Origin of the sequence: Streptomyces sp. NPDC101194 (assembly GCF_044767885.1) — a bacterium.
Classification (GTDB): domain Bacteria; phylum Actinomycetota; class Actinomycetes; order Streptomycetales; family Streptomycetaceae; genus Streptomyces.
Genome location: NZ_JBIWOS010000001.1, coordinates 1,081,321 through 1,100,536, shown reverse-complemented (window position 1 = coordinate 1,100,536; position 19,216 = coordinate 1,081,321). Strand labels below are relative to the sequence as shown.

General features: G+C 71.1%; 20 protein-coding genes and 1 riboswitch. Of the genes, 10 read left to right on the top strand and 10 right to left on the bottom strand.

Annotation, left to right across the window (positions count from 1 at the left end):
• Positions 1-3: 3 nt before the first annotated feature.
• Positions 4-1,521: a phytoene desaturase family protein gene (locus ACIRP2_RS04825; RefSeq protein WP_404246548.1), complete on the top strand. Its 1,518-nt coding sequence runs from the start codon at positions 4-6 to the stop codon at positions 1,519-1,521.
• A 97-nt stretch (positions 1,522-1,618) separates the two neighbouring features.
• Here ACIRP2_RS04825 and ACIRP2_RS04820 read toward each other — a convergent pair whose 3' ends face one another.
• From ACIRP2_RS04820 to ACIRP2_RS04795, 6 genes are all read right to left on the bottom strand, one after another.
• Positions 1,619-2,563, bottom strand: coding sequence for a hypothetical protein (locus ACIRP2_RS04820; protein ID WP_404246546.1), 945 nt, complete (start codon positions 2,561-2,563; stop codon positions 1,619-1,621).
• A gap of 50 nt (positions 2,564-2,613) precedes the next feature.
• A complete protein-coding gene (metF, locus tag ACIRP2_RS04815) occupies positions 2,614-3,531 on the bottom strand; it encodes a methylenetetrahydrofolate reductase [NAD(P)H] (RefSeq protein ID WP_376280304.1) in 918 nt (305 codons plus the stop codon).
• A 99-nt stretch (positions 3,532-3,630) separates the two neighbouring features.
• Entirely contained in the window at positions 3,631-4,284 is a 654-nt protein-coding gene (gene thiE / locus ACIRP2_RS04810) for a thiamine phosphate synthase (protein WP_404246544.1), read from the bottom strand.
• Between the two features lie 102 nt (positions 4,285-4,386).
• On the bottom strand, positions 4,387-4,752 hold the full coding sequence (locus ACIRP2_RS04805; RefSeq protein WP_351078164.1) for an Rv2175c family DNA-binding protein: 366 nt from the start codon (positions 4,750-4,752) through the stop codon (positions 4,387-4,389).
• A 71-nt stretch (positions 4,753-4,823) separates the two neighbouring features.
• Positions 4,824-6,077 carry an NAD(P)/FAD-dependent oxidoreductase gene (locus ACIRP2_RS04800; protein WP_404246542.1) on the bottom strand — a complete coding sequence of 418 codons (1,254 nt, stop codon included), beginning with the start codon at positions 6,075-6,077 and terminating at the stop codon, positions 4,824-4,826.
• A 28-nt stretch (positions 6,078-6,105) separates the two neighbouring features.
• Complete coding sequence (locus ACIRP2_RS04795) at positions 6,106-6,450, bottom strand: hypothetical protein (RefSeq protein WP_404246540.1); 345 nt, start codon at positions 6,448-6,450, stop codon at positions 6,106-6,108.
• Positions 6,451-6,501: 51 nt separating this feature from the next.
• A riboswitch (TPP riboswitch) is annotated at positions 6,502-6,615 on the top strand.
• On the opposite strand from ACIRP2_RS04795, the gene thiO reads away from it, so the two are divergent.
• The 6 genes from thiO to ACIRP2_RS04765 all read left to right on the top strand — a co-directional run bounded on the left by thiO (position 6,613) and on the right by ACIRP2_RS04765 (position 12,527).
• A complete protein-coding gene (gene thiO, locus ACIRP2_RS04790) occupies positions 6,613-7,794 on the top strand; it encodes a glycine oxidase ThiO (protein WP_404246538.1) in 1,182 nt (393 codons plus the stop codon). Its footprint overlaps the riboswitch before it by 3 nt.
• Positions 7,791-8,057, top strand: a complete 267-nt coding sequence (thiS, locus tag ACIRP2_RS04785) for a sulfur carrier protein ThiS (RefSeq protein ID WP_404246536.1) — start codon at positions 7,791-7,793, stop codon at positions 8,055-8,057. Before thiO ends, thiS begins: the two co-directional genes overlap by 4 nt.
• A 2-nt stretch (positions 8,058-8,059) precedes the next feature.
• Entirely contained in the window at positions 8,060-8,854 is a 795-nt protein-coding gene (locus ACIRP2_RS04780; protein WP_376209808.1) for a thiazole synthase, read from the top strand.
• Between the two features lie 152 nt (positions 8,855-9,006).
• Positions 9,007-10,923, top strand: coding sequence for a Stk1 family PASTA domain-containing Ser/Thr kinase (pknB, locus tag ACIRP2_RS04775; protein WP_404246533.1), 1,917 nt, complete (start codon positions 9,007-9,009; stop codon positions 10,921-10,923).
• Between the two features lie 6 nt (positions 10,924-10,929).
• Positions 10,930-11,787, top strand: a complete 858-nt coding sequence (locus ACIRP2_RS04770) for a deoxyribonuclease IV (protein WP_404246531.1) — start codon at positions 10,930-10,932, stop codon at positions 11,785-11,787.
• 140 nt (positions 11,788-11,927) lie between these two features.
• Entirely contained in the window at positions 11,928-12,527 is a 600-nt protein-coding gene (locus tag ACIRP2_RS04765) for a DUF4396 domain-containing protein (protein ID WP_404246529.1), read from the top strand.
• Positions 12,528-12,557: 30 nt separating this feature from the next.
• On the opposite strand, the gene ACIRP2_RS04760 is transcribed toward ACIRP2_RS04765, so the two are convergent.
• The gene (locus ACIRP2_RS04760; protein WP_404246527.1) at positions 12,558-13,190 is read right to left on the bottom strand and encodes a sulfite oxidase-like oxidoreductase; all 633 of its coding nucleotides are present in this window, start codon (positions 13,188-13,190) and stop codon (positions 12,558-12,560) included.
• Between the two features lie 154 nt (positions 13,191-13,344).
• On the opposite strand from ACIRP2_RS04760, the gene bfr reads away from it, so the two are divergent.
• A complete protein-coding gene (gene bfr / locus ACIRP2_RS04755) occupies positions 13,345-13,824 on the top strand; it encodes a bacterioferritin (protein WP_383969698.1) in 480 nt (159 codons plus the stop codon).
• 198 nt (positions 13,825-14,022) lie between these two features.
• Here bfr and ACIRP2_RS04750 read toward each other — a convergent pair whose 3' ends face one another.
• Positions 14,023-14,331, bottom strand: a complete 309-nt coding sequence (locus tag ACIRP2_RS04750; RefSeq protein ID WP_404246524.1) for a bacterioferritin-associated ferredoxin — start codon at positions 14,329-14,331, stop codon at positions 14,023-14,025.
• 168 nt (positions 14,332-14,499) lie between these two features.
• Positions 14,500-15,846 carry a class II 3-deoxy-7-phosphoheptulonate synthase gene (locus ACIRP2_RS04745; RefSeq protein WP_376285928.1) on the bottom strand — a complete coding sequence of 449 codons (1,347 nt, stop codon included), beginning with the start codon at positions 15,844-15,846 and terminating at the stop codon, positions 14,500-14,502.
• 73 nt (positions 15,847-15,919) lie between these two features.
• Between ACIRP2_RS04745 and ACIRP2_RS04740 the strand changes: the two genes are divergently transcribed.
• Together ACIRP2_RS04740 and ACIRP2_RS04735 are read left to right on the top strand one after the other, a co-directional pair.
• Positions 15,920-16,006, top strand: coding sequence for a trp operon leader peptide (locus ACIRP2_RS04740; RefSeq protein ID WP_402284672.1), 87 nt, complete (start codon positions 15,920-15,922; stop codon positions 16,004-16,006).
• A 92-nt stretch (positions 16,007-16,098) separates the two neighbouring features.
• The gene (locus ACIRP2_RS04735) at positions 16,099-18,030 is read left to right on the top strand and encodes an anthranilate synthase family protein (RefSeq protein WP_404246522.1); all 1,932 of its coding nucleotides are present in this window, start codon (positions 16,099-16,101) and stop codon (positions 18,028-18,030) included.
• A gap of 40 nt (positions 18,031-18,070) precedes the next feature.
• On the opposite strand, the gene ACIRP2_RS04730 is transcribed toward ACIRP2_RS04735, so the two are convergent.
• The gene (locus ACIRP2_RS04730; protein WP_404246520.1) at positions 18,071-19,072 is read right to left on the bottom strand and encodes a 2-hydroxyacid dehydrogenase; all 1,002 of its coding nucleotides are present in this window, start codon (positions 19,070-19,072) and stop codon (positions 18,071-18,073) included.
• Positions 19,073-19,216 lie beyond the last annotated feature (144 nt).

The window sequence follows — 19,216 nt, the reverse complement described above, 5'->3', positions numbered from 1 at the left end:
GACATGGCACGTATTGCGGTGATCGGCGCCGGGATGGGCGCAATGGCGGCGGCTGCCCGGCTCGCCGTGGCAGGCCACCGGGTGACGGTGTACGAGCGGTCGGAGACCTTCGGCGGCTCCGTCGGCCGGTATGCCCATGAGGGCTTCGCCTTCGACACCGGTCCCACACTGCTGCATCTGCCCGCGGTCTACCGTGACTTGTTCGTGAAGACGGGCAAGGAGCCGCTGGAACGGTGCGTCGGCATGACCCAGGTCGATCCGGCGAGCCGTCACGTCTTCGCGGACGGCACGGCGGTATCCCTGCCGAATGCCTCACGGGCCGGAGTGGTCGCCGCGCTGGACGCCGCGCTCGGGAGCGGCGCGGGCACGGCCTGGGGCGATTTCCTCGACCGGGCGCGGGACGCCTGGGACCGGTCGAGGCGCCCGCTGCTCGAAGAGCCGTTGCGCGCCGACTGGCAGGTGCTCGGGCGCGACCCTTATCCGGCGCTCCGGCAGCGCAGGCTGCTGCGTCCGGCCCGGCAGGCGGGCACGGTGACGGAGATCGGGGCGTGGGAGCTCTCGGACCCCCGGCTCGCGGCCCTCCTCGACGGATACGCCCTGTCGTACGGGCTGGACCCGCTGCGCACACCGGCGGCGGCCGCCCTGCTGCCGTACATGGAGGAGACCTTCGGCAGCTGGTACGTCTCCGGCGGGATCCGGGCCCTGGCGCAGGCGGTGTACGAGCGGTGTCTGGCCCGGAAGGTGGAGTTCGTCTTCGGCGGCGAGGTGGCCCGGGTCCTCGAGAAGGACGGCCGGGCGGCGGGTGTCGAGCTGACGGACGGTACGGTCGCCGAGGCCGCCCATGTGGTGCTGGGGGCCCGTCCGCATCCGGGGCTGGTGCCCGGTCAGGAGCCTTGGCACGACGGCGACGTGGCGGTGCAGCCGCGGCCGGGCCAGGGGGTGCTGCCGGGCCGGTTCCTGGTCCTGCTGTCGCTGCGTGGCGCCCGGCCCGCGGATGCCGTGCACCGGACGCTGGTGCACCCGGCCGACGGCGGAGCGGAGCGCGAGGCGGTGTTCGGCGGCAGGGTCGCCGACCGTCCCACGGTGACGGTACTGCGCCCCGACGACCCGACGACCCGCCCCGACGACGCACACGAGGCGGTGACACTGATGGCGACGGTCGCTCCGCACGGGGCGGTGGACTGGACGGACGCGGCGTTGCGCGAGCGGTGTGCCGACGCGCTGATCGAGGCGGCCGGCGCGGTCGTGCCCGGCATACGGGAGCGACTGCTCCACGCCGAGGTGCGGACCCCGGCCGAGACCGCGGCGGAGACCGGTGCCGAGGGCGGCTCGGTGCCCGCGCCCGCGCTGGCGGGGGCAAAGGGCGCGTATCTGCATCCGGGTAATCGCACCCGGCTGCCGGGGCTCTACACCGCGGGCGGCTGGTCGCATCCGGGCGGCGGGCTCGCCCATGCCGGGATGTCGGGGGCGCTGGCCGCCGGGCTGATCGTGGAGGGTGACGGCTTCCGGGGCTCCCAGTGAGGCAGGAGGGATCCGCCCTCGGAGCGCCGGGGGTTCCGGGTGGTTCCGGGCACCGACCCGCCCCCGGTCTCCCCCGCAGCCCCCGGTCGGGCCGTCGTCAGTAGCGGTACTGCTGTTCGTCGTAGCCGTTGCCGTTGGCGTAGCCGTTCGGGTACGGGGCGGGCTGCTGCGCGGGCGCGGCCGGGTACTGCTCGCCCTCGCGCTGCTGCGGCACCCAGACACCCCCGGGCGGGGTCTCGGTGGAGTAGTCCCGGGCGTACGGGTCGGCGGCGTACTGCTGCTGGCCCCCGTAGCCGTCGAAGCCGTTGCCGTGGCTGTCGTACGAGGCGTACTGCGCGGAGCCGCCGGTGGTGCCGGTCCCGATGTACGGATCGGAATACGCGGCGAACTGCTGCCGGTCGGTGCCGTAGTCGTACTGGCCGGCCAGGGAGTCCTGTCCGCCGAGGGAGTCCTGTCCGCCGAAGGAATCGTGACCGGCGTACGGGTCCTGGCCGTGCGCCGCGTACGCGGAGTGGTCGGCGTAGGGGTCGTAGGCGGCGTACTGCGGCTGCTGCTCGGGCTGCGAACCCTGGTGCGCCTGCTGCGACTGCCGGTGATCGCCGTAGACGCCGTACTGCCCGGTGTCGTCCGGCAGTGGTTCCGGCTCGTAGACCGTGGCCGCCGGTGCCGTGGCACCCGCCCCCTGCGCGATCTGTCCGTCGTACTCCATCTCCAGGTCCGACACCTCGAGGGTGGGCTCGCGGCGGGCCCGCTCCCCGCCACCCCGGCGGCGACGGCTCGCGCCGGGGCTGCCCCCTATCGCCCAGCCGGTGGAGAAGCCCCGCCGGAAGGACAACGTGACGTAGGTCTGGCCGGTCGCGAACGCGATCGTGCCGATGGCGATGACGAACACGGAGGGCATCAGCACGCCGACGACGACACAGGAGAAGCCCGCGAAGGCGAGCAGCCGCCAGCGCAGGCGTGCCTTGTACTGCAGGAGCACCTCGCCGAGCAGCCACAGCGCGACTATTCCGAACGCGATGTAGAGGACCGTCCAGCCCATGCCCGCCCCCTCCTACGGCCACCGCCCCGGGTCGTGGCGGGTACGGCCGGTCACGACTGCTTGTGCAGTCCGAGATTCTCGTAGATTTCGAGCGTCGCCGTCGAGTTGTTGAGCGTGATGAAGTGCAGTCCGGGCACACCCTCGGAGCGCAGCCTCGCACAGAACCGCGTTGCGAAGTCGATTCCAATGGAGCGTACAGCGGCGGGATCGTCCTTGGCGGCGAGGATGCGTTCTTTCAGAGAGGAAGGGAAAGACGCGTTGCTGAGCTGCGCGAATCGGTCCAGTTGCTTGACGCTGGTCAGCGGCATGACCTCGGGGATGATCGGGGTTTCGCAACCCGCCGCGACGACGCGGTCACGCATCCGCAAATAGTCCTCCGGATTGAAGAACATCTGGGTGATGGCATAGTCGGCACCGGCGCGGCACTTGTCCACGAAATGCCGGATGTCGGTGTCCCAGTCGGTCGAGCGGGGATGCATCTCGGGAAATGCCGCGACGCCGACACAGAAATCGCCGGATTCCTTGATGAGCCGGACGAGATCGGCCGCGTACCGCACCCCCTGCGGGTGCTCGACCCACTCGCCCATCGGGTCGCCCGGCGGGTCCCCGCGCACGGCGAGGATGTTCCGGATCCCGGCATCGGCGTACTGCCCGATCATGTTGCGCAGCTCGGCGACGGAGTGGTTGACCGCCGTGAGGTGCGCGACCGGGGTGAGGGTGGAGTCGGCGGCGATCTGCTGGGTGGCCTTGACCGTCCCGGCCCGGGTGGAGCCGCCGGCACCGTAGGTCACGGAGACGAAGCTCGGCCCCACCGCCTCCACGCGGCGGAGCGCGTTCCAGAGATTCCGCTCGCCCTTCTCGGTCTTCGGCGCCCAGAACTCGAACGAATACGAGGTCTTGCCGGTCGCAAGGAGCTCACGCACCGTACGCGCGTGATCCGTCCTGGTGGAAGATGTGCCAAGGGCCATATGGGCAGGTTAACCAGAGCGCGACGACCACAGGACCAGACCAGCGTCAATTGTCCGAATTGACTGGTTGTTTGTCCACTCCTCGGACACCTGGCCGGATCATGCTCCGGCGCGTGCCCGGATGCGCCCGGCGAGCTCGGCGGTGGCGGCGGCGGGGTCGGCGGCCTCGGTGATCGCCCGTACGACGACCACCCGGCGGGCTCCGGCGTCCAGCACCTCGTCGAGATTGCCGGCGTCGATCCCGCCGATGGCGAACCATGGGCGGCGCGTGCCGAGCGAGGCGGCGTAGCGCACCAGGTCCAGACCGGGGGCGGCCCGGCCGGGCTTGGTCGGGGTGGGCCAGCAGGGGCCGGTGCAGAAGTAGTCCACACCCGGCTCGGCGACGGCCGCGTCGACCTCGGACTCCGCGTGGGTGGAGCGGCCTATCACCGCCTCCTCGCCGATGACGGCGCGGGCGGCGGGCACCGGCAGGTCTCCCTGGCCGAGATGCAGCACGTCGGAGCCGATGGCGTGGGCGACATCGGCCCGGTCGTTCACCGCGAGGAGCTTGCCGTGGCGCCTGCAGGCTTCGGCGAGGACTGCCAGGTGGTCGAGCTCCTCGGCCGCCTCCATGCCCTTGTCGCGCAGCTGGACGATGTCCACCCCGCTGGAGAGGACGGCGTCCAGGAAGGCCGGGAGGTCGCCCTGCCGCTTGCGGGCGTCCGTGCACAGATACAGCCGGGCGTCGGACAGCTGCGCGCGAGGCGTGGACATGGTGCGGTTCCCCCTGGAGAGCGTCGTGGAGCGGTTGTCGGGACGGTGCGGGGTGCGGGCCGCGCGACACCGCGGGGCCCGCACCTCACCTACGGCCGGCGGTCAGACGGCGAGCGCCTGGGCGCGGCGCTTCACCTCCGTGCCGCGATTCTCGCTCAGCGCCTGGGCGGGGGTACCGGGCAGGGTCGGGTCGGGGGTGAAGAGCCATTCCAGCATCTCTTCGTCGGTGAAGCCGTCGTCCCGCAGCAGCGTCAGGGTGCCGGAGAGGCCCTTGACGACCTTGTTGCCCGCGATGAAGGCGGCAGGCACCTGCAGCGCCCGGTTCTCACCACGTCGTACGGCGATGAGCTGGCCCTCCTTGACCAGCTGCCGCACGCGCGTCACCTCGACATCGAGCATTTCCGCGATGTCGGGGAGGTGGAGCCAGGCAGGGACGAGAGCATCGATCTTTGCGTCAATCTCGGTCACGGGGACAAGCGTGCCATCCCGGACCGACAGTCGGTAGCCGGGCCGACCGTACGGGGGTGCGGGGTAGGCCGTCAGAGGGTCGCCGACTTCAGCGGTACGGAGGGATCCGCGACCCGTGCCGGATCGAGCCGCGCCCCCGCCTCGACGAGCCTGCGCCCCTGCGCCAGATCGCGCGGGCGGCCGACGGCGAGGACCGCGACCAGAACGCCGTCGCGCAGCCAGCACACCGACCAGGAGCGCTCCGCCGGATCGCCGCGCCACAGCAGGGTGTCGGCCGCCGCACAGTGGCCCGCGTACTGCACGAACCGGCCGAACTGCTCGGACCAGAAGTACGGCACGGGGTCGTACGTCCGCGGCGCCGGACCGTCGTCGGCCCCTGCCGCGATGATGTTCGCGGCGGCGGTGCGCGGGCCCTGGAGGGCGTTGTCCCAGTGGTGGACGAGAAGCCGTTCGCCGTATCGGGCGGAGGGGAACGAGGCGCAGTCGCCGACCGCGTACACATCGGGCTGCGAGGTGCGCAGCGCATCGTCGGCGGTCACCGATCCGTCGGGGCCGAGCGTGATGCCGGAACCGGCCAGCCAGCCGGTGGCGGGCCGTGCGCCGATGCCGACGACGACCGCTCCGGCCGGGATCGCGCGGCCGTCCGCGAGGATCACACGGCCGGGTTCGATGCGCTCGACCCGGGCCCCGGTGAGGAGTTCGGCGCCGCTCTCGGCGTACCAGGCGGCCATCGGGGCGGCGACCTCGGCGGGCATCGCGCCGGCGAGCGGCCGGTCGGCCGCCTCGACGACGGTGACCGCGCAACCCGCGGCGCGGGCAGCGGTGGCGAACTCCGCGCCGATCCAGCCCGCTCCGACGACCACGACGCCGTGCCGCTCGTCGAGGACGGGCCGCAGTCGTGCCGCGTCGTCGAGGGTACGCAGCAGATGGACACCGGGGACGCCTTCGGTACCGGGCAGGACGATCGGCTCGGCGCCGGTCGCGACCACCAGGACGTCGTAGGGAACAGGCCCTGACGGCGTGTCCAGCTCGTGCTCCCCGGGCCGCACACCGGTGACTTCGCACCCCAGCCGCAGTTCGATGTCCAGTGCCTCGAAGTCGACGTCGAACGCGGAGCCCTCGGCCTCGCCCAGCAGTACCGCCTTGGACAGCGGGGGCCGGTCGTAGGGCTGGTGCGGTTCGGCACCGATCAGGGTGACGGGGCCGGTGAAGCCCTGCTCCCGCAGGGCCACCGCGGTCTGCACCCCGGCCATGCCCGCACCGACGATGACGGCGCGGCGCTCTGCCCGCCGGTCCGGCTGCTCTGTCTGCTGCTGATCGCTCACCCGTACACCATAAACATCTGACGGACCGTCAGGAAAGAGTGAGTTCCTCGACGGTGCTCGTCCCACTGCCCTCCTGCGACTCCCATGCCCACCGCTCGTCCAGCCGGACCCGGCCGTCCGGGAGGTCGACGACGGTGGAGACGCAGTGGCCGCTGGACGTCGTGCCGTCCTGCTTCAGCTGGACGTACCGGAAGTCCAGGGTGTCACCGTCCCGGGTGCCGACGAGATGGCCGCGCACCACGTCGCCGCCCGCGTACTCGGCCCAGATCCGGCCGGCTTCCTCGTGGTAGGTGAAGCGGGTACGGGTGCCGACCTGGCCGGGCGCCTGGTCGGCGACCGGGGCGAGGACGAGTCCGTCGAGCGAACGGGCCACGGTGGCCACTCCCTTACTGGTCCGGAGGGACGGGGTTTAGGGTGGCCAACGTAAAGCACTCGCGGGAGCCCGGACGCACCGGGCTGAGAGGGAGGCTGGGACGGCCTCCGACCGTACGAACCTGATCCGGGTCATGCCGGCGAAGGGAGGGGCTGGACGCCCATGCGTTCTGCACGGAACGGAAACGGATCCGACGTCCTCGTCATCGGGGGCGGGATCATCGGTCTGGTGACCGCCTGGCGGGCCGCGCAACGCGGACTGCGCATCGCGGTCGTCGACCCCGAACCGGGCGGCGGGGCCGCCGGGGTGGCGGCCGGCATGCTGGCCGCGGTCACCGAACTCCACTACGGCGAAGAGATGCTGCTGGGCCTCAATGTCGCCTCGGCCGCCCGCTACCCCGGCTTCGCGGCCGAACTGGAGGCGGCGAGCGGGCGGGAGACCGGCTTCCGCGCCTGCGGCACGCTGGCCGTCGCGCTGGACTCCGACGACCGCGCCCATCTGCGGGAACTGCACGCCCTGCAACAGCGTTCCGGCCTGGAGTCGGAGTGGCTCACCGGCCGCGAATGCCGCCGCCTGGAGCCGATGCTCGCGCCGGGCGTCCGCGGCGGTCTGCGGGTCGACGGCGACCACCAGGTCGATCCCCGCCGGCTGGCCGCCGCTCTGCTGACCGCCTGCGAGCGGGCCGGGGTGCTCTTCCACCGCGGCTGGGCGGAGCGCCTGACGGTGATCCGCGACCGGGCCGCCGGAGCCGTGCTCGCCGGGGGCACGGAACTCACCGCCGACCAGGTCGTGCTCGCCGCGGGCAGTCTGAGCGGCAGGCTCCCGGGACTGCCGGACGAGGTCGTGCCGCCGGTCCGTCCGGTGAAGGGGCAGGTGCTGCGGCTGACGGTGCCCGCCGCGTACGCGCCCTTCCTCACCCGGACGGTCCGGGCCGTGGTCCGGGGCAGCCATGTCTATCTCGTACCGCGCGAGAACGGCGAACTGGTCGTCGGCGCCACCAGCGAGGAGATGGGCTGGGACACCACCGTCACCGCGGGCGGCGTCTACGAACTGCTGCGGGACGCCCACGAACTGGTACCGGGCGTCACCGAACTGCCGCTCACCGAGACCCGCGCCGGCCTGCGCCCCGCCTCTCCCGACAACGCGCCGCTGCTCGGCCCCACCGCCCTGCCCGGCCTCCACCTCGCCACCGGCCACCACCGCAACGGGGTGCTGCTCACCCCCATCACCGGTGACGTCATGGCGGAACTCCTCACCGGTGGCGAGCTGCCCGAGCCGGCCCGCCCCTTCACCCCGTTCCGTTTCTCGCCCGCCGCCCCCGTACGTCAGGAGCAGCCCGCATGACCGAGCCCACGCCCCTCTCCGTGCCGGATTCCACCCCAGAGCCCGGCCCCGCACCCCTGTCCGTGTCCGTGTCCGTGAACGGCGAGGTCCGCCCGCTCGCCGCGGGCACCACCCTGGACGCCCTCGTCGCCACCCTGACCGCCGCGCACTCCGGCGTCGCGGCCGCCGTCAACGAGACCGTCGTCCCGCGCGGCCGGTGGTCCGCCGCCGTGCTCGGTGACGGGGACCGCGTCGAGGTCCTGACCGCGGTCCAGGGAGGCTGACCGTGTCCGACGACCTCTTCACCCTCGGCGACACCGCCTTCGGCTCCCGGCTGATCATGGGGACCGGCGGGGCACCCAGCCTCGACGTGCTCGAACGGTCGCTGACCGCCTCCGGTACCGAACTGACCACCGTCGCGATGCGCCGCCTCGATCCGACCGTGCAGGGCTCGGTGCTCTCCGTGCTCCGGCGGCTCTCCATCCGCGTGCTGCCCAACACGGCGGGCTGCTTCACCGCGGGTGAGGCCGTGCTGACCGCCCGACTGGCCCGCGAGGCGCTCGGCACCGACTGGATCAAGCTGGAAGTCGTGGCCGACGAGCGGACCCTGCTGCCCGATCCGATCGAGCTCCTGGACGCCGCCGAGACCCTGGTGGACGACGGCTTCACCGTGCTGCCCTACACCAATGACGACCCGGTGCTGGCCCGCAGGCTCCAGGACGTGGGCTGCGCGGCGATCATGCCGCTCGGCTCCCCCATCGGCTCCGGCCTCGGCATCCGCAACCCGCACAACTTCCAGCTGATCGTCGAGCAGGCCCGGGTGCCGGTGATCCTCGACGCGGGCGCCGGAACGGCGTCGGACGCGGCGCTCGCGATGGAGCTGGGGTGCGCGGCGGTGATGCTGGCCTCCGCGGTGACCCGGGCCCAGGAACCCGAGCTGATGGCCGCGGCGATGCGGCACGCGGTGGAGGGCGGGAGGCTGGCGTACCGCGCGGGCCGGATCCCGCGCCGGCACTTCGCCGAGGCTTCGTCTCCGGTGGAGGGGCGCGCGGTGCTGGACCCGGAACGTCCGGCGTTCTGACCCGCCGGACCCCACCGCGGCCCGGCGGGGCGCGACCGTGACCCGCCAGGACGCCTCGGAGCGCATGTCCCTGTCACGGCTCGGCTGCAGTACTGCCCCGGCTGTGCCCCGGCCAGTGGGTCGTGTCCGTGGCTGCTCGTAGACTCGCATGCGTGGATACGACCCTCCAGGACCCTCTCGTCGGGCAATTGCTCGACGGCCGTTACCGCGTCGATGCCCGCATCGCCGTGGGCGGCATGGCCACGGTCTACCGGGCCGTGGACACCCGGCTCGACCGGGTGCTCGCCCTCAAGGTGATGCACCCGGCACTCGCCACCGACGCCTCGTTCGTGGAGCGCTTCATCCGCGAGGCCAAGTCCGTGGCCCGGCTGGCGCACCCCAATGTGGTCGCGGTCTTCGACCAGGGCGCCCAGGGGCAGTACGTCTACCTCGCGATGGAGTACGTCGCGGGCTGCACCCTGCGCGACGTACTGCGCGATCGCGGCGCCCTTCAGCCGAGGGCGGCACTGGACATCCTGGAACCCGTTCTCGCCGCCCTCGGCGCCGCGCACCGGGCGGGCTTCGTGCACCGCGACATGAAGCCGGAGAACGTCCTCATAGGGGACGACGGCCGGGTCAAGGTCGCCGACTTCGGGCTCGTGCGGGCCGTGGGCGCCGTCACCAACACCACCGGGTCCGTCCTGGGCACCGTCTCCTATCTCGCCCCCGAGCAGATAGAGCACGGCACGGCGGACACCCGCACCGACGTGTACGCCTGTGGTGTCGTCCTGTACGAAATGCTGACCGGGTCCAAGCCGCACGCCGGTGACACCCCCGCCCAGGTCATCTACCAGCACCTCAACGCGGACGTCCCGGCCCCGTCGGCCGCCGTCGCGGGCCTCCCCGTCGAGCTCGACGACCTGGTGGCGAGCGCCACCGCCCGCAACCCCGAGACGCGCCCGTTCGACGCGGTGGCATTGCTCGCCGAGACCCGGGAGGCCCGCTCCGGACTCACCGACGCCCAGCTCGACGCCGTACCGCCGCAGGCCCTCGCCGAGGCGCACGACGCCGCCGAGGACCGCACGAGCGTGATCCCCCGGCTGCTCCCGGCCGACCAGGGCGTCGCCCACCACACCAGCCGGCTGGAAATACCGCCGCCGATACCGACGCAGCCCGCACGGGAGGGTCGGCGCCGACTCGATCCGCGACGCTCCGTCATAGCCGCGGTCGTCGCCGTGCTGCTGGCGCTGGGGGTCGGCACCGGAATCTGGTACATCAACTCCGGACAGTTCACCCGGGTCCCCTCACTGCTCGGACAGACGGAGAAGACCGCCCAGAAGCGGCTCTCGGACGCGGGCCTGGAGCTCAAGGGCGTCGAGCGGGACTACAGCGACACCGTGCCGCGCGGCAAGGTCATCAGCAGCGACCCCGGCTCCGGCGCCCGCATCCGGGGGAACGACGCGGTGACGCTGGTCGTCTCGCGCGGCCCCGAGATCGTGAAGGTGCCCGATGTCGAGGGCCTCGCGCTCGCCGATGCCAGACGTGAGCTGGAGAAGGCCGGCCTGGTGCCCGGCATGGTCACCAAGGAGTTCAGCGAGGAGACGGACCGGGGCGAGGTGATCCGTACGGACCCCGAGGCGGGCACCGAGCGTCACCCGGACTCCGCGGTCGCCCTGGTGGTCAGCAAGGGCGCTCCGGTCGATGTCCCCGATGTCACCGGGCTGTCCGTCGAGGACGCCACCGCCGCGCTGGACGAGGAGGGACTGAAGGCCGAGGTACTGCCCGACCGGGTCAATTCCCCCGAGGTCGCGGGCGACATCGCGCATCAGTCGCCGGCCGAGGGCAGCCGGGCCGCCGAGGGCGACACCATCACGCTCACGGTCTCCAAGGGGCCACGGATGATCGATGTCCCCGACGTCACCGGCAAGAATCTCGACGACGCCAGGAGCGAGCTGGAGGACGCGGGCTTCGAAGTCAAGGTCGACCGCCCGTTCCTCTCCTTCAGCGACACGATCGCGAGCCAGTCCGTCGACGGCGGCAAGCAGGCCCCCGAGGGCAGCACCATCACCATCAAGACCAAGGGACTCTAGATCCACATGCGCAACCCCGTCGGCGGCCATGTTCCCGTGGCCGGCGGCCTCGCCAAGGTGGGCCTCTCCTATGCCCGCGAGATGGGGGCGGAGGCCGTCCAGGTCTTCGTCGCCAACCCGCGCGGCTGGGCGACGCCCGTCGGCAACCCGGCCCAGGACGAGCAGTTCCGCGCCGAGTGCGCCGCCGCATCCATACCCGCCTACGTCCACGCCCCGTATCTGATCAACTTCGGTTCGCACACCGGGGCCACTGTCGAGAGGTCCGTGGAATCGCTGCGCCACTCGCTGCGCCGGGCCCGCGAGATCGGCGCCCTGGGCGTCGTGGTGCACACCGGATCGGCGACCGGCGGTCGGCCGCGCGAGCAGGCCCTCGACCAGGTACGCACGCACCTGAGGCCACTCCTGGACGAGCTGACACACGACGACGATCCGTACCTCCTGCTGGAGTCGACCGCCGGGCAGGGGTTCTCGCTCTGCTCGCGGACCTGGGACTTCGGCCCGTACTTCGACGCACTCGACGCCCACCCCAGGCTCGGTGTCTGCCTCGACACCTGCCACATCTACGCGGCGGGCCACGATCTGGCGGGCCCCGCCGGCATGCGGCAGACCCTGGACCTGCTGGTGGAGACGGTCGGCGAGGGCCGGCTGAAACTGATCCATGCCAATGACTCCAAGGACGTGGTGGGCGCCCACAAGGACCGGCACGAGAACATCGGCGCCGGGCACATCGGCGAGGAGCCGTTCCGGGCGCTGTTCTCGCATCCGGCGACCGCGGGCGTGCCGCTGATCATCGAGACGCCGGGCGGCAAGGAAGGCCATGCGGCGGACGTGGCCCGGCTGAAGGGGCTGCGCGACCGGGACTGAGCGCCTCACCCCGCCCTCGCTGCCCTCACCGTTGAGGAATACCCCGTGGGGGTATACGGTTCCTGTCACCAGGAACCGCTACTCGGCATTGGGGGATCGCCATGCAGCACGGGACGCCACACACGAACCATGGCCCGCACATGAACCACGGCCGGCCGGAGGCGCTCGACCAGCACAGCGAGCACGCACCCCACCCAGGCCACGTCGACCACACCGGCCACGTGGGCCCCGCTGCCGACAGCGACCACACCGGCCACGCCGGTCATACGGGCCACGTCGACCACGCCGGCCATCACCCGGGCGAGGTCGGTTGGGCCATGGCCGCCCGCGCCACCCTGCACTGCCTCACCGGATGCGCCATCGGCGAGATCCTCGGCATGGTGATCGGCACCGCGCTCGGCTGGGGCAACATGGCGACGATGGTGCTCGCCATCGTCCTGGCCTTCTTTTTCGGCTACACCCTGACACTGCGCTCCATCCGGAGGGCGGGCGTCGATTTCCGTACGGCTCTCCGGGTCGCCCTCGCCGCCGACACCCTCTCCATCGCGGTGATGGAGCTGATCGACAACGGCGTGATCGCGCTGTGGCCGGGCGCCATGGACGCGACCCTCGCCGATGCGCTGTTCTGGGGGGCGCTCGTGCTCTCGCTCGGCATCGCCTTCGTCGTCACCACACCGGTCAACAAATGGATGATCGGCCGGGGCAAGGGCCACGCGGTGGTGCACCGGTACCACCACTGAGGACGGGCGACCGGGCCGGCGACCGCCAGGTCAGAGCCCGGGACCGTCCCCGGGCTCCTCCTGGTACGAGTAACGCTGCTCGCGCCACGGGTCGCCGATGTTGTGGTAGCCGCGCTCCTCCCAGAAGCCCCGGCGGTCGGCGGTCATGTACTCGATGCCGCGGACCCACTTGGGCCCCTTCCAGGCATAGAGGTGCGGCACCACGAGCCGGAGCGGGAAGCCGTGCTCGGCGGTGAGCAGCTCGCCGCCCTTGTGGGTGGCGAAAAGCGTTCGGTCCGAGGCGAAGTCGGAGAGCCGCAGATTCGAGCTGAACCCGTATTCGGCCCAGACCATCACATGAGTGACGTTCGGCGCGGGGGGCGCGAGTTCCAGGACCGTACGGGCGAGGACCCCGCCCCATTCGGCGCCGAGCATGCTGAATTTGGTGACGCAGTGCAGGTCGGCGACCACCGAGGTGAAGGGCAGCTCCGAGAACTCCTGATGGTTCCAGCAGTGCTTCTCGCCGTCCGCCGTGGCACCGAAGACCCGGAACTCCCAGCGGTCGGGCTTGAACTTGGGAACCGGTCCGTAGTGGGTGACCGGCCAACCACGCTGGAGTCGCTGTCCCGGCGGAAGCTCGGACTGCTCTGACGCGCGGTTTTCCCGGCTTTCCGGCTGACCCATGCCTCCATGGTGACAGACAGGCAGGGGTGGTCCCGACCAAGGCAGGGGCAATTCGTACAACTCGTACTAAGCATGTACTTACTGGACGATCACCGGGTGCGATGCGAGGATGCGGCCAACTTGCCCCGTCCACCGGTTGGAAGGAGCCTCTGCGATGCAGGGCGACCCCGAGGTCCTTGAGTTCCTGAACGAGCAGCTGACCGCCGAATTGACTGCCATCAACCAGTACTTCCTGCATGCAAAGATGCAGGACAACTTCGGCTGGACGAAGCTCGCGAAGTACACCCGCTCCGAGTCGTTCGACGAGATGAAGCACGCCGAGATCCTCACGGACCGCATCCTCTTCCTTGAGGGACTGCCCAACTACCAGCGGCTTTTCCATGTGAGGGTGGGGCAGACCGTCACCGAGATGTTCCAGGCCGACCGCCAGGTCGAGGTGGAGGCGATCGACCGCCTCAAGCGCGGGATCGAGCTGATGCGCGGCAAGGGCGACATCACGTCCGCAAACATCTTTGAGTCGATCCTGGAGGACGAGGAGCACCACATCGACTACCTCGACACCCAGCTGGAGCTGGTCGAGAAGCTCGGCGAACCGCTCTACATCGCGCAGCAGATCGAGCAGCCGGACAGCTAGTGCTGTGGCCGGAAGGGTCTGCCGGGAAGCTCGCGGCGTCCGGTGCGAGGCGAAGGATCGCCCTCGCGCCGGACGCACTCGGGTGACGCGTCAACGCGGCGAGGTGCCGTGCGTCGCGGGCCGGTGAACCTTTCCGGCCACAGCGCCAGGACCCCTCGTCCGGTTCACGCCGGGCCCGCGTGCCCCAGGACTCCCGGGTCAGGCCGCTTCGGAGAGCCGGATTCCCGGGGTCATGCCCGGCGCGATGCCGGGAGTGGTCTCCGGATCGGACGCGGGGACGGCATCCGCGGCCAGGTCGTCGGCCGTGCCCGGCGTCCGCCTCCGGTCCAGCAGCTCGCGGCGCGGGCAGGCGCCGCGGCCGAGCATCGCCTGGATGGCGCGGACGCAGCCACCGCAGTCCGTGCCCGCCTTGCAGGCGGAGGCTATCTGCCGGGGCGTACACGCCCCGGCGTCCGCATGTTCCTTGACCTGCTTCTCCGTGATGCCGAAGCACGAGCAGACGTACACGCGGTTCACCTCCCGGCGGGATCGGTCGTTGCTGCCACCCCGTGATCGGTGAGGCTAACCTAACCTTACCCGGCGCCGAGAACCCGTGAAAGCCTCCGAACGCCCTGTGGGGCACGGATCACATCGATCCGTGCCCCACAGTCGTACGCACACCACCTGCGGTGATGCCTACTGGTCCCGGTACATCTCGGCGACCAGGAACGCCAGGTCGAGGGACTGGCTGCGGTTGAGCCGCGGGTCGCAGGCCGTCTCGTAGCGCTGGTGCAGATCGTCCACGAAGATCTCGTGTCCGCCACCGACGCACTCGGTGACGTCGTCGCCGGTGAGCTCGACGTGGATGCCGCCCGGGTGCGTACCGAGGCCCTTGTGCACCTCGAAGAAGCCCTTCACCTCGTCCAGGACGTCGTCGAAGCGACGGGTCTTGTGGCCGGAGGCGGCCTCGAAGGTGTTGCCGTGCATCGGGTCGGTCACCCAGGCCACGGTGGCACCGGAGGCGGTGACCTTCTCGACCAGGTCGGGAAGCTTGTCGCGCACCTTGTCGGCGCCCATGCGGACGATGAAGGTCAGCCGGCCGGGCTCGCGCTCGGGGTCGAGGCGCTCGATGTAGCCGAGCGCCTCGTCGACGGTGGTCGTCGGGCCGAGCTTGATCCCGATGGGGTTGCGGATCTTCGAGGCGAACTCGATGTGCGCGCCGTCCATCTGGCGGGTGCGCTCACCGATCCAGACCATGTGGCCCGAGGTGTCGTACAGCCGGCCGGTGCGCGAGTCGATGCGGGTCAGCGCCGACTCGTAGTCCAGCAGCAGGCCCTCGTGCGAGGCGTAGAACTCGACCGCCTTGAACTCGGCCGGGTCCGTACCGCACGCCTTCATGAAGTTCAGCGCGTTGTCGATCTCGCGGGCCAGCGCCTCGTAGCGCTGACCGGACGGCGACGACTTCACGAAGTCCTGGTTCCAGGCGTGCACCTGGCGCAGGTCGGCGTAACCGCCGGTGGTGAAGGCGCGGACCAGGTTCAGCGTGGAAGCGGACGCGTGGTACATCTGCTTCAGCCGCTCGGGGTCCGGAACGCGGGCTTCCTCGGTGAAGGCGAAGCCGTTGACGGAGTCGCCGCGGTAGGTCGGCAGGGTGACGCCGTCGCGGGTCTCGGTCGACTTGGAGCGCGGCTTGGAGTACTGGCCGGCGATCCGGCCCACCTTGACCACGGGCACGGAGGCCGCGTAGGTCAGAACGGCACTCATCTGGAGCAGCGTCTTGAGCTTGGCCCGGATGTGCTCGGCCGACACGGCGTCGAATGCCTCGGCGCAGTCACCGCCCTGCAGCAGGAACGCCTCGCCCTTGGCGACGGCTCCCATGCGGGCACGCAGCTGGTCGCACTCGCCCGCGAAGACGAGCGGCGGATACGACGCGAGGTCCGCGAGTACATCGCGCAGAGCCTCGGCATCGGGGTACTCGGGCTGCTGCGCCGCGGGAAGGTCTCGCCAGGTGTTGCCACCGGCGACGGAGGTATTGGCGTTCACGGTCACATCGACAACATTACGGGGTCCGGCGACGCGTCCATCCGTACGCTCAACAGTTGAGACGCGCGCTCGGATGACCCGGGCATCCGTTAGGGTTCGGAGCATGTTCGCGCAGACGACCCAGAACTGGTGGTGGACCGCTCATCCGGCGGCCCACTGATCGATCGCGCGACAGACCACGCGAAGGCCGCCCGAGGGGCGGCCTTCTCTGCGTTTCGGGAGCCGTTCCCTCCATCCGGAAGGAACACCACGATGTCTCAGCCCCACCGCACGGACCTCGTCATCGAGAGGCTTCTTCGTGCCGACTCCCCGCCGTTCGCGCTGCTGCGCAGGCGTACCCCCGGTCACGACCACGACACGGTCGAGGTGCTGATCGGCCGGGTACGTGCGGTGGACCGGCTCGCCGACCTCCCGGTCGGTCCGCTGCCCTCGCTCGCCCTGGTGCCGTTCCGGCAGATCGCCGAGCGTGGTTTCGACGTGCGTGACGACGGCACACCGCTGTCCGTGCTGGTCGCGGAGGAGGCGTACGAGCTGCCGCTCGCCGAGGTGCTGGACCGTCTGCCGGCCCATGACGTACGCGTCGAGGGCGGGGCCTTCGATGTCTCCGACGAGGAGTACGCGGGGATCGTCCGGCGCGTCGTCGAGGACGAGATCGGACAGGGCGAGGGCGCGAACTTCGTCATCCGGCGGACCTTCCGGGGCGAGATCCCCGGCTTCGGGCGGTCGGACGCGCTGGCCCTCTTCCGGCGGCTGCTGGCCGGTGAGCGGGGCGCGTACTGGACCTTCGTCGTGCACACGGGCGACGACGAGCCCGCCGCCCCGGGACCGCGGGTGACGGGCGGGAGGACGCTCGTCGGTGCGAGTCCCGAGGTACATGTGCGGATGTCCGGCGGGACGGTCGTGATGAACCCGATCAGCGGCACGTACCGCTATCCCGCCGAGGGCCCGACCGTCGGGGGTCTGCTGGCCTTCCTCTCCGACCTCAAGGAGCGGGACGAGCTCTCCATGGTGGTCGACGAGGAACTCAAGATGATGTGCACCGTCGGCGACATGGGCGGCGTGGTGGTCGGACCGCGGCTCAAGGAGATGGCCCATCTCGCCCATACGGAGTACGAGCTGCGCGGGCGCTCCTCGCTGGACGTGCGGGAGGTGCTGAAGGAGACCATGTTCGCGGCGACGGTCACCGGCTCGCCCGTGCAGAACGCCTGCCGGGTCATCGAACGCTACGAGCCCGGCGGGCGCGGCTACTACGCGGGCGCCCTGGCGCTGCTGCGGGAGGAGCCGGGCGGGGGCCAGACCCTGGACTCGCCGATCCTGATCCGTACCGCCGACATCTCGGCCGACGGGCGGTTGCGGGTGCCGGTCGGGGCGACGCTCGTGCGTCACTCCGATCCGGACAGCGAGGTCGCCGAGACCCACGCGAAGGCGGCCGGGGTACTGGCCGCGCTGGGGGTGCGGCCGGGCCGGCCGCAGGGCGGGTCCGCGTGCCCGCAGCTGGCCGGCGACCCGCGGGTGCAGGCGGCGCTGGAAGCCCGGCGCGGCGGCCTCGCGCCGTTCTGGCTGCGGATGCAGGAGCGTACGCACGAGCTGTCCGGCCACGCTCTGGTGATCGACGGGGAGGACACGTTCACCGCGATGCTGGCCCATCTGCTGCGTTCCTCGGGTCTGGAGGTCTCGGTGCACCACTACGACGAGCCGGGGCTGCGCGAACGCGTACGGGCGCACGAGGGCCCGGTCGTGCTGGGCCCCGGCCCCGGGGATCCGGGCGACACGGCCGATCCGAAGATGCGGCTGCTGCGCGGATTCGCCGCGGAGCTGGTCCGTGACCACCGGCACGGTCTGCTGGGGGTCTGTCTCGGGCATGAGCTGATCGCGGCGGAACTGGGGCTGGACATCGTCCGCAAGGCCGTGCCGTACCAGGGTGCGCAGACCCGGATCGATCTGTTCGGGCGGCCGGAGACGGTCGGCTTCTACAACAGCTTCACCGCGCGCTGCGACGACGGGGCGGTCACCGAACTGGCGGCGCACGGCATCGAAGTGAGCCTGGACGCGGAGACCGGGGAACTGCACGCGCTGCGCGGGCCGGGCTTCGCCTCGGTGCAGTTCCACCCGGAGTCCGTGCTGACGCTGCGCGGGGTGGCGATCGTGGCCGGGCTGCTGGCGGGGCTGCCGGTGGCCGGCTGAAGGGGCGGCCGGGGTCCCGGCGGAGCTCCGGGGTCCCGGCTCACCGGGAGAGCACGGGAACGAGGACGTTGTCGCTGCGGCGGCCGGCCAGATAGTCGGCGACGTTCTGGACGGTGGCGTCGATGATCTGGGCCACCGCGTCCTGGGTGTAGTACGCCTGGTGCGAGGTCACGACGACGTTCGGGAAGGTGACGAGCCGGGCGAGGGTGTCGTCGTCGATGCCCTTCAGGGACTTGTCGAGGAAGAAGAGCCCGGCCTCCGCCTCGTACACGTCGAGTCCTACGCCCAGCAGACGGCCCGCGCGGAGCTCGGTGACCAGTGCCGCCGTGTCGATGAGTCCGCCACGACTGGAGTTGATCAGGATCGCGTCGTCCCTCATGTTCGCCAGGGCGTCCTCGTCGATGATGTGGTGGGTCGTGGGCAGCAGCGGGACGTGCAGGCTGATCAGGTCGGACTCGGCCAGGAGCCGTTCCTTCTCGACATACTCCATGCCGAGGCCGACACAGGCGGGGTTCCGGACGGCGTCCCAGCCGAGCAGCTTCATGCCGAAGCCGTGGGCGATCCGGGTGAAGGCCTCACCGATCCTGCCCGTACCGATCACTCCGGCCGTGCGGCCGCGCATGTCCCGGCCGAGGAGTCCGTCGAGCCGGAAGTCGAAGTCGCGGGTGCGGATCGCGGCGCGGATGATCCGGCGGTTGACCGCCATCGCGAGGGTCCAGGCGAATTCCGCGACCGAGTGGGGCGAGTAGTACGAGACCCGGGCGACCCGCAGCGCGAGCCGTTCGGCCACATCGAGGTCGATGTTGTTGAAGCCGGTGGAGCGCTGGGCGATCATCTGCGTGCCACCCGCCGCGATGGTCTGCAGCACGGCGCTGCCCAGGTCCGCGTTGACGCTGGTGGAGATGATCTCGTAGCCCGCCGCGATCGGTGCGGTGTCCCTGGTGAGGAAGACGTCCAGGCAACGGACCTCGTGCTGTCCGGCGAAGGCCTTCTCGATCAGCGGCTTCTCGTCGGACTGCACACCGAATGCCAGGATTTCCACGACTTCTCCCGTACATCGCATGGATCAGGGGACATGGGCCGGTCATCGCGAATATACGGCCCATGTCCCCGCCACGCCGCCCGGTCCGCTCCGGGGACGCCCCTGTTGCCGACCTCTCCCCCGGCGCACCGTCCGGCCCCCGCC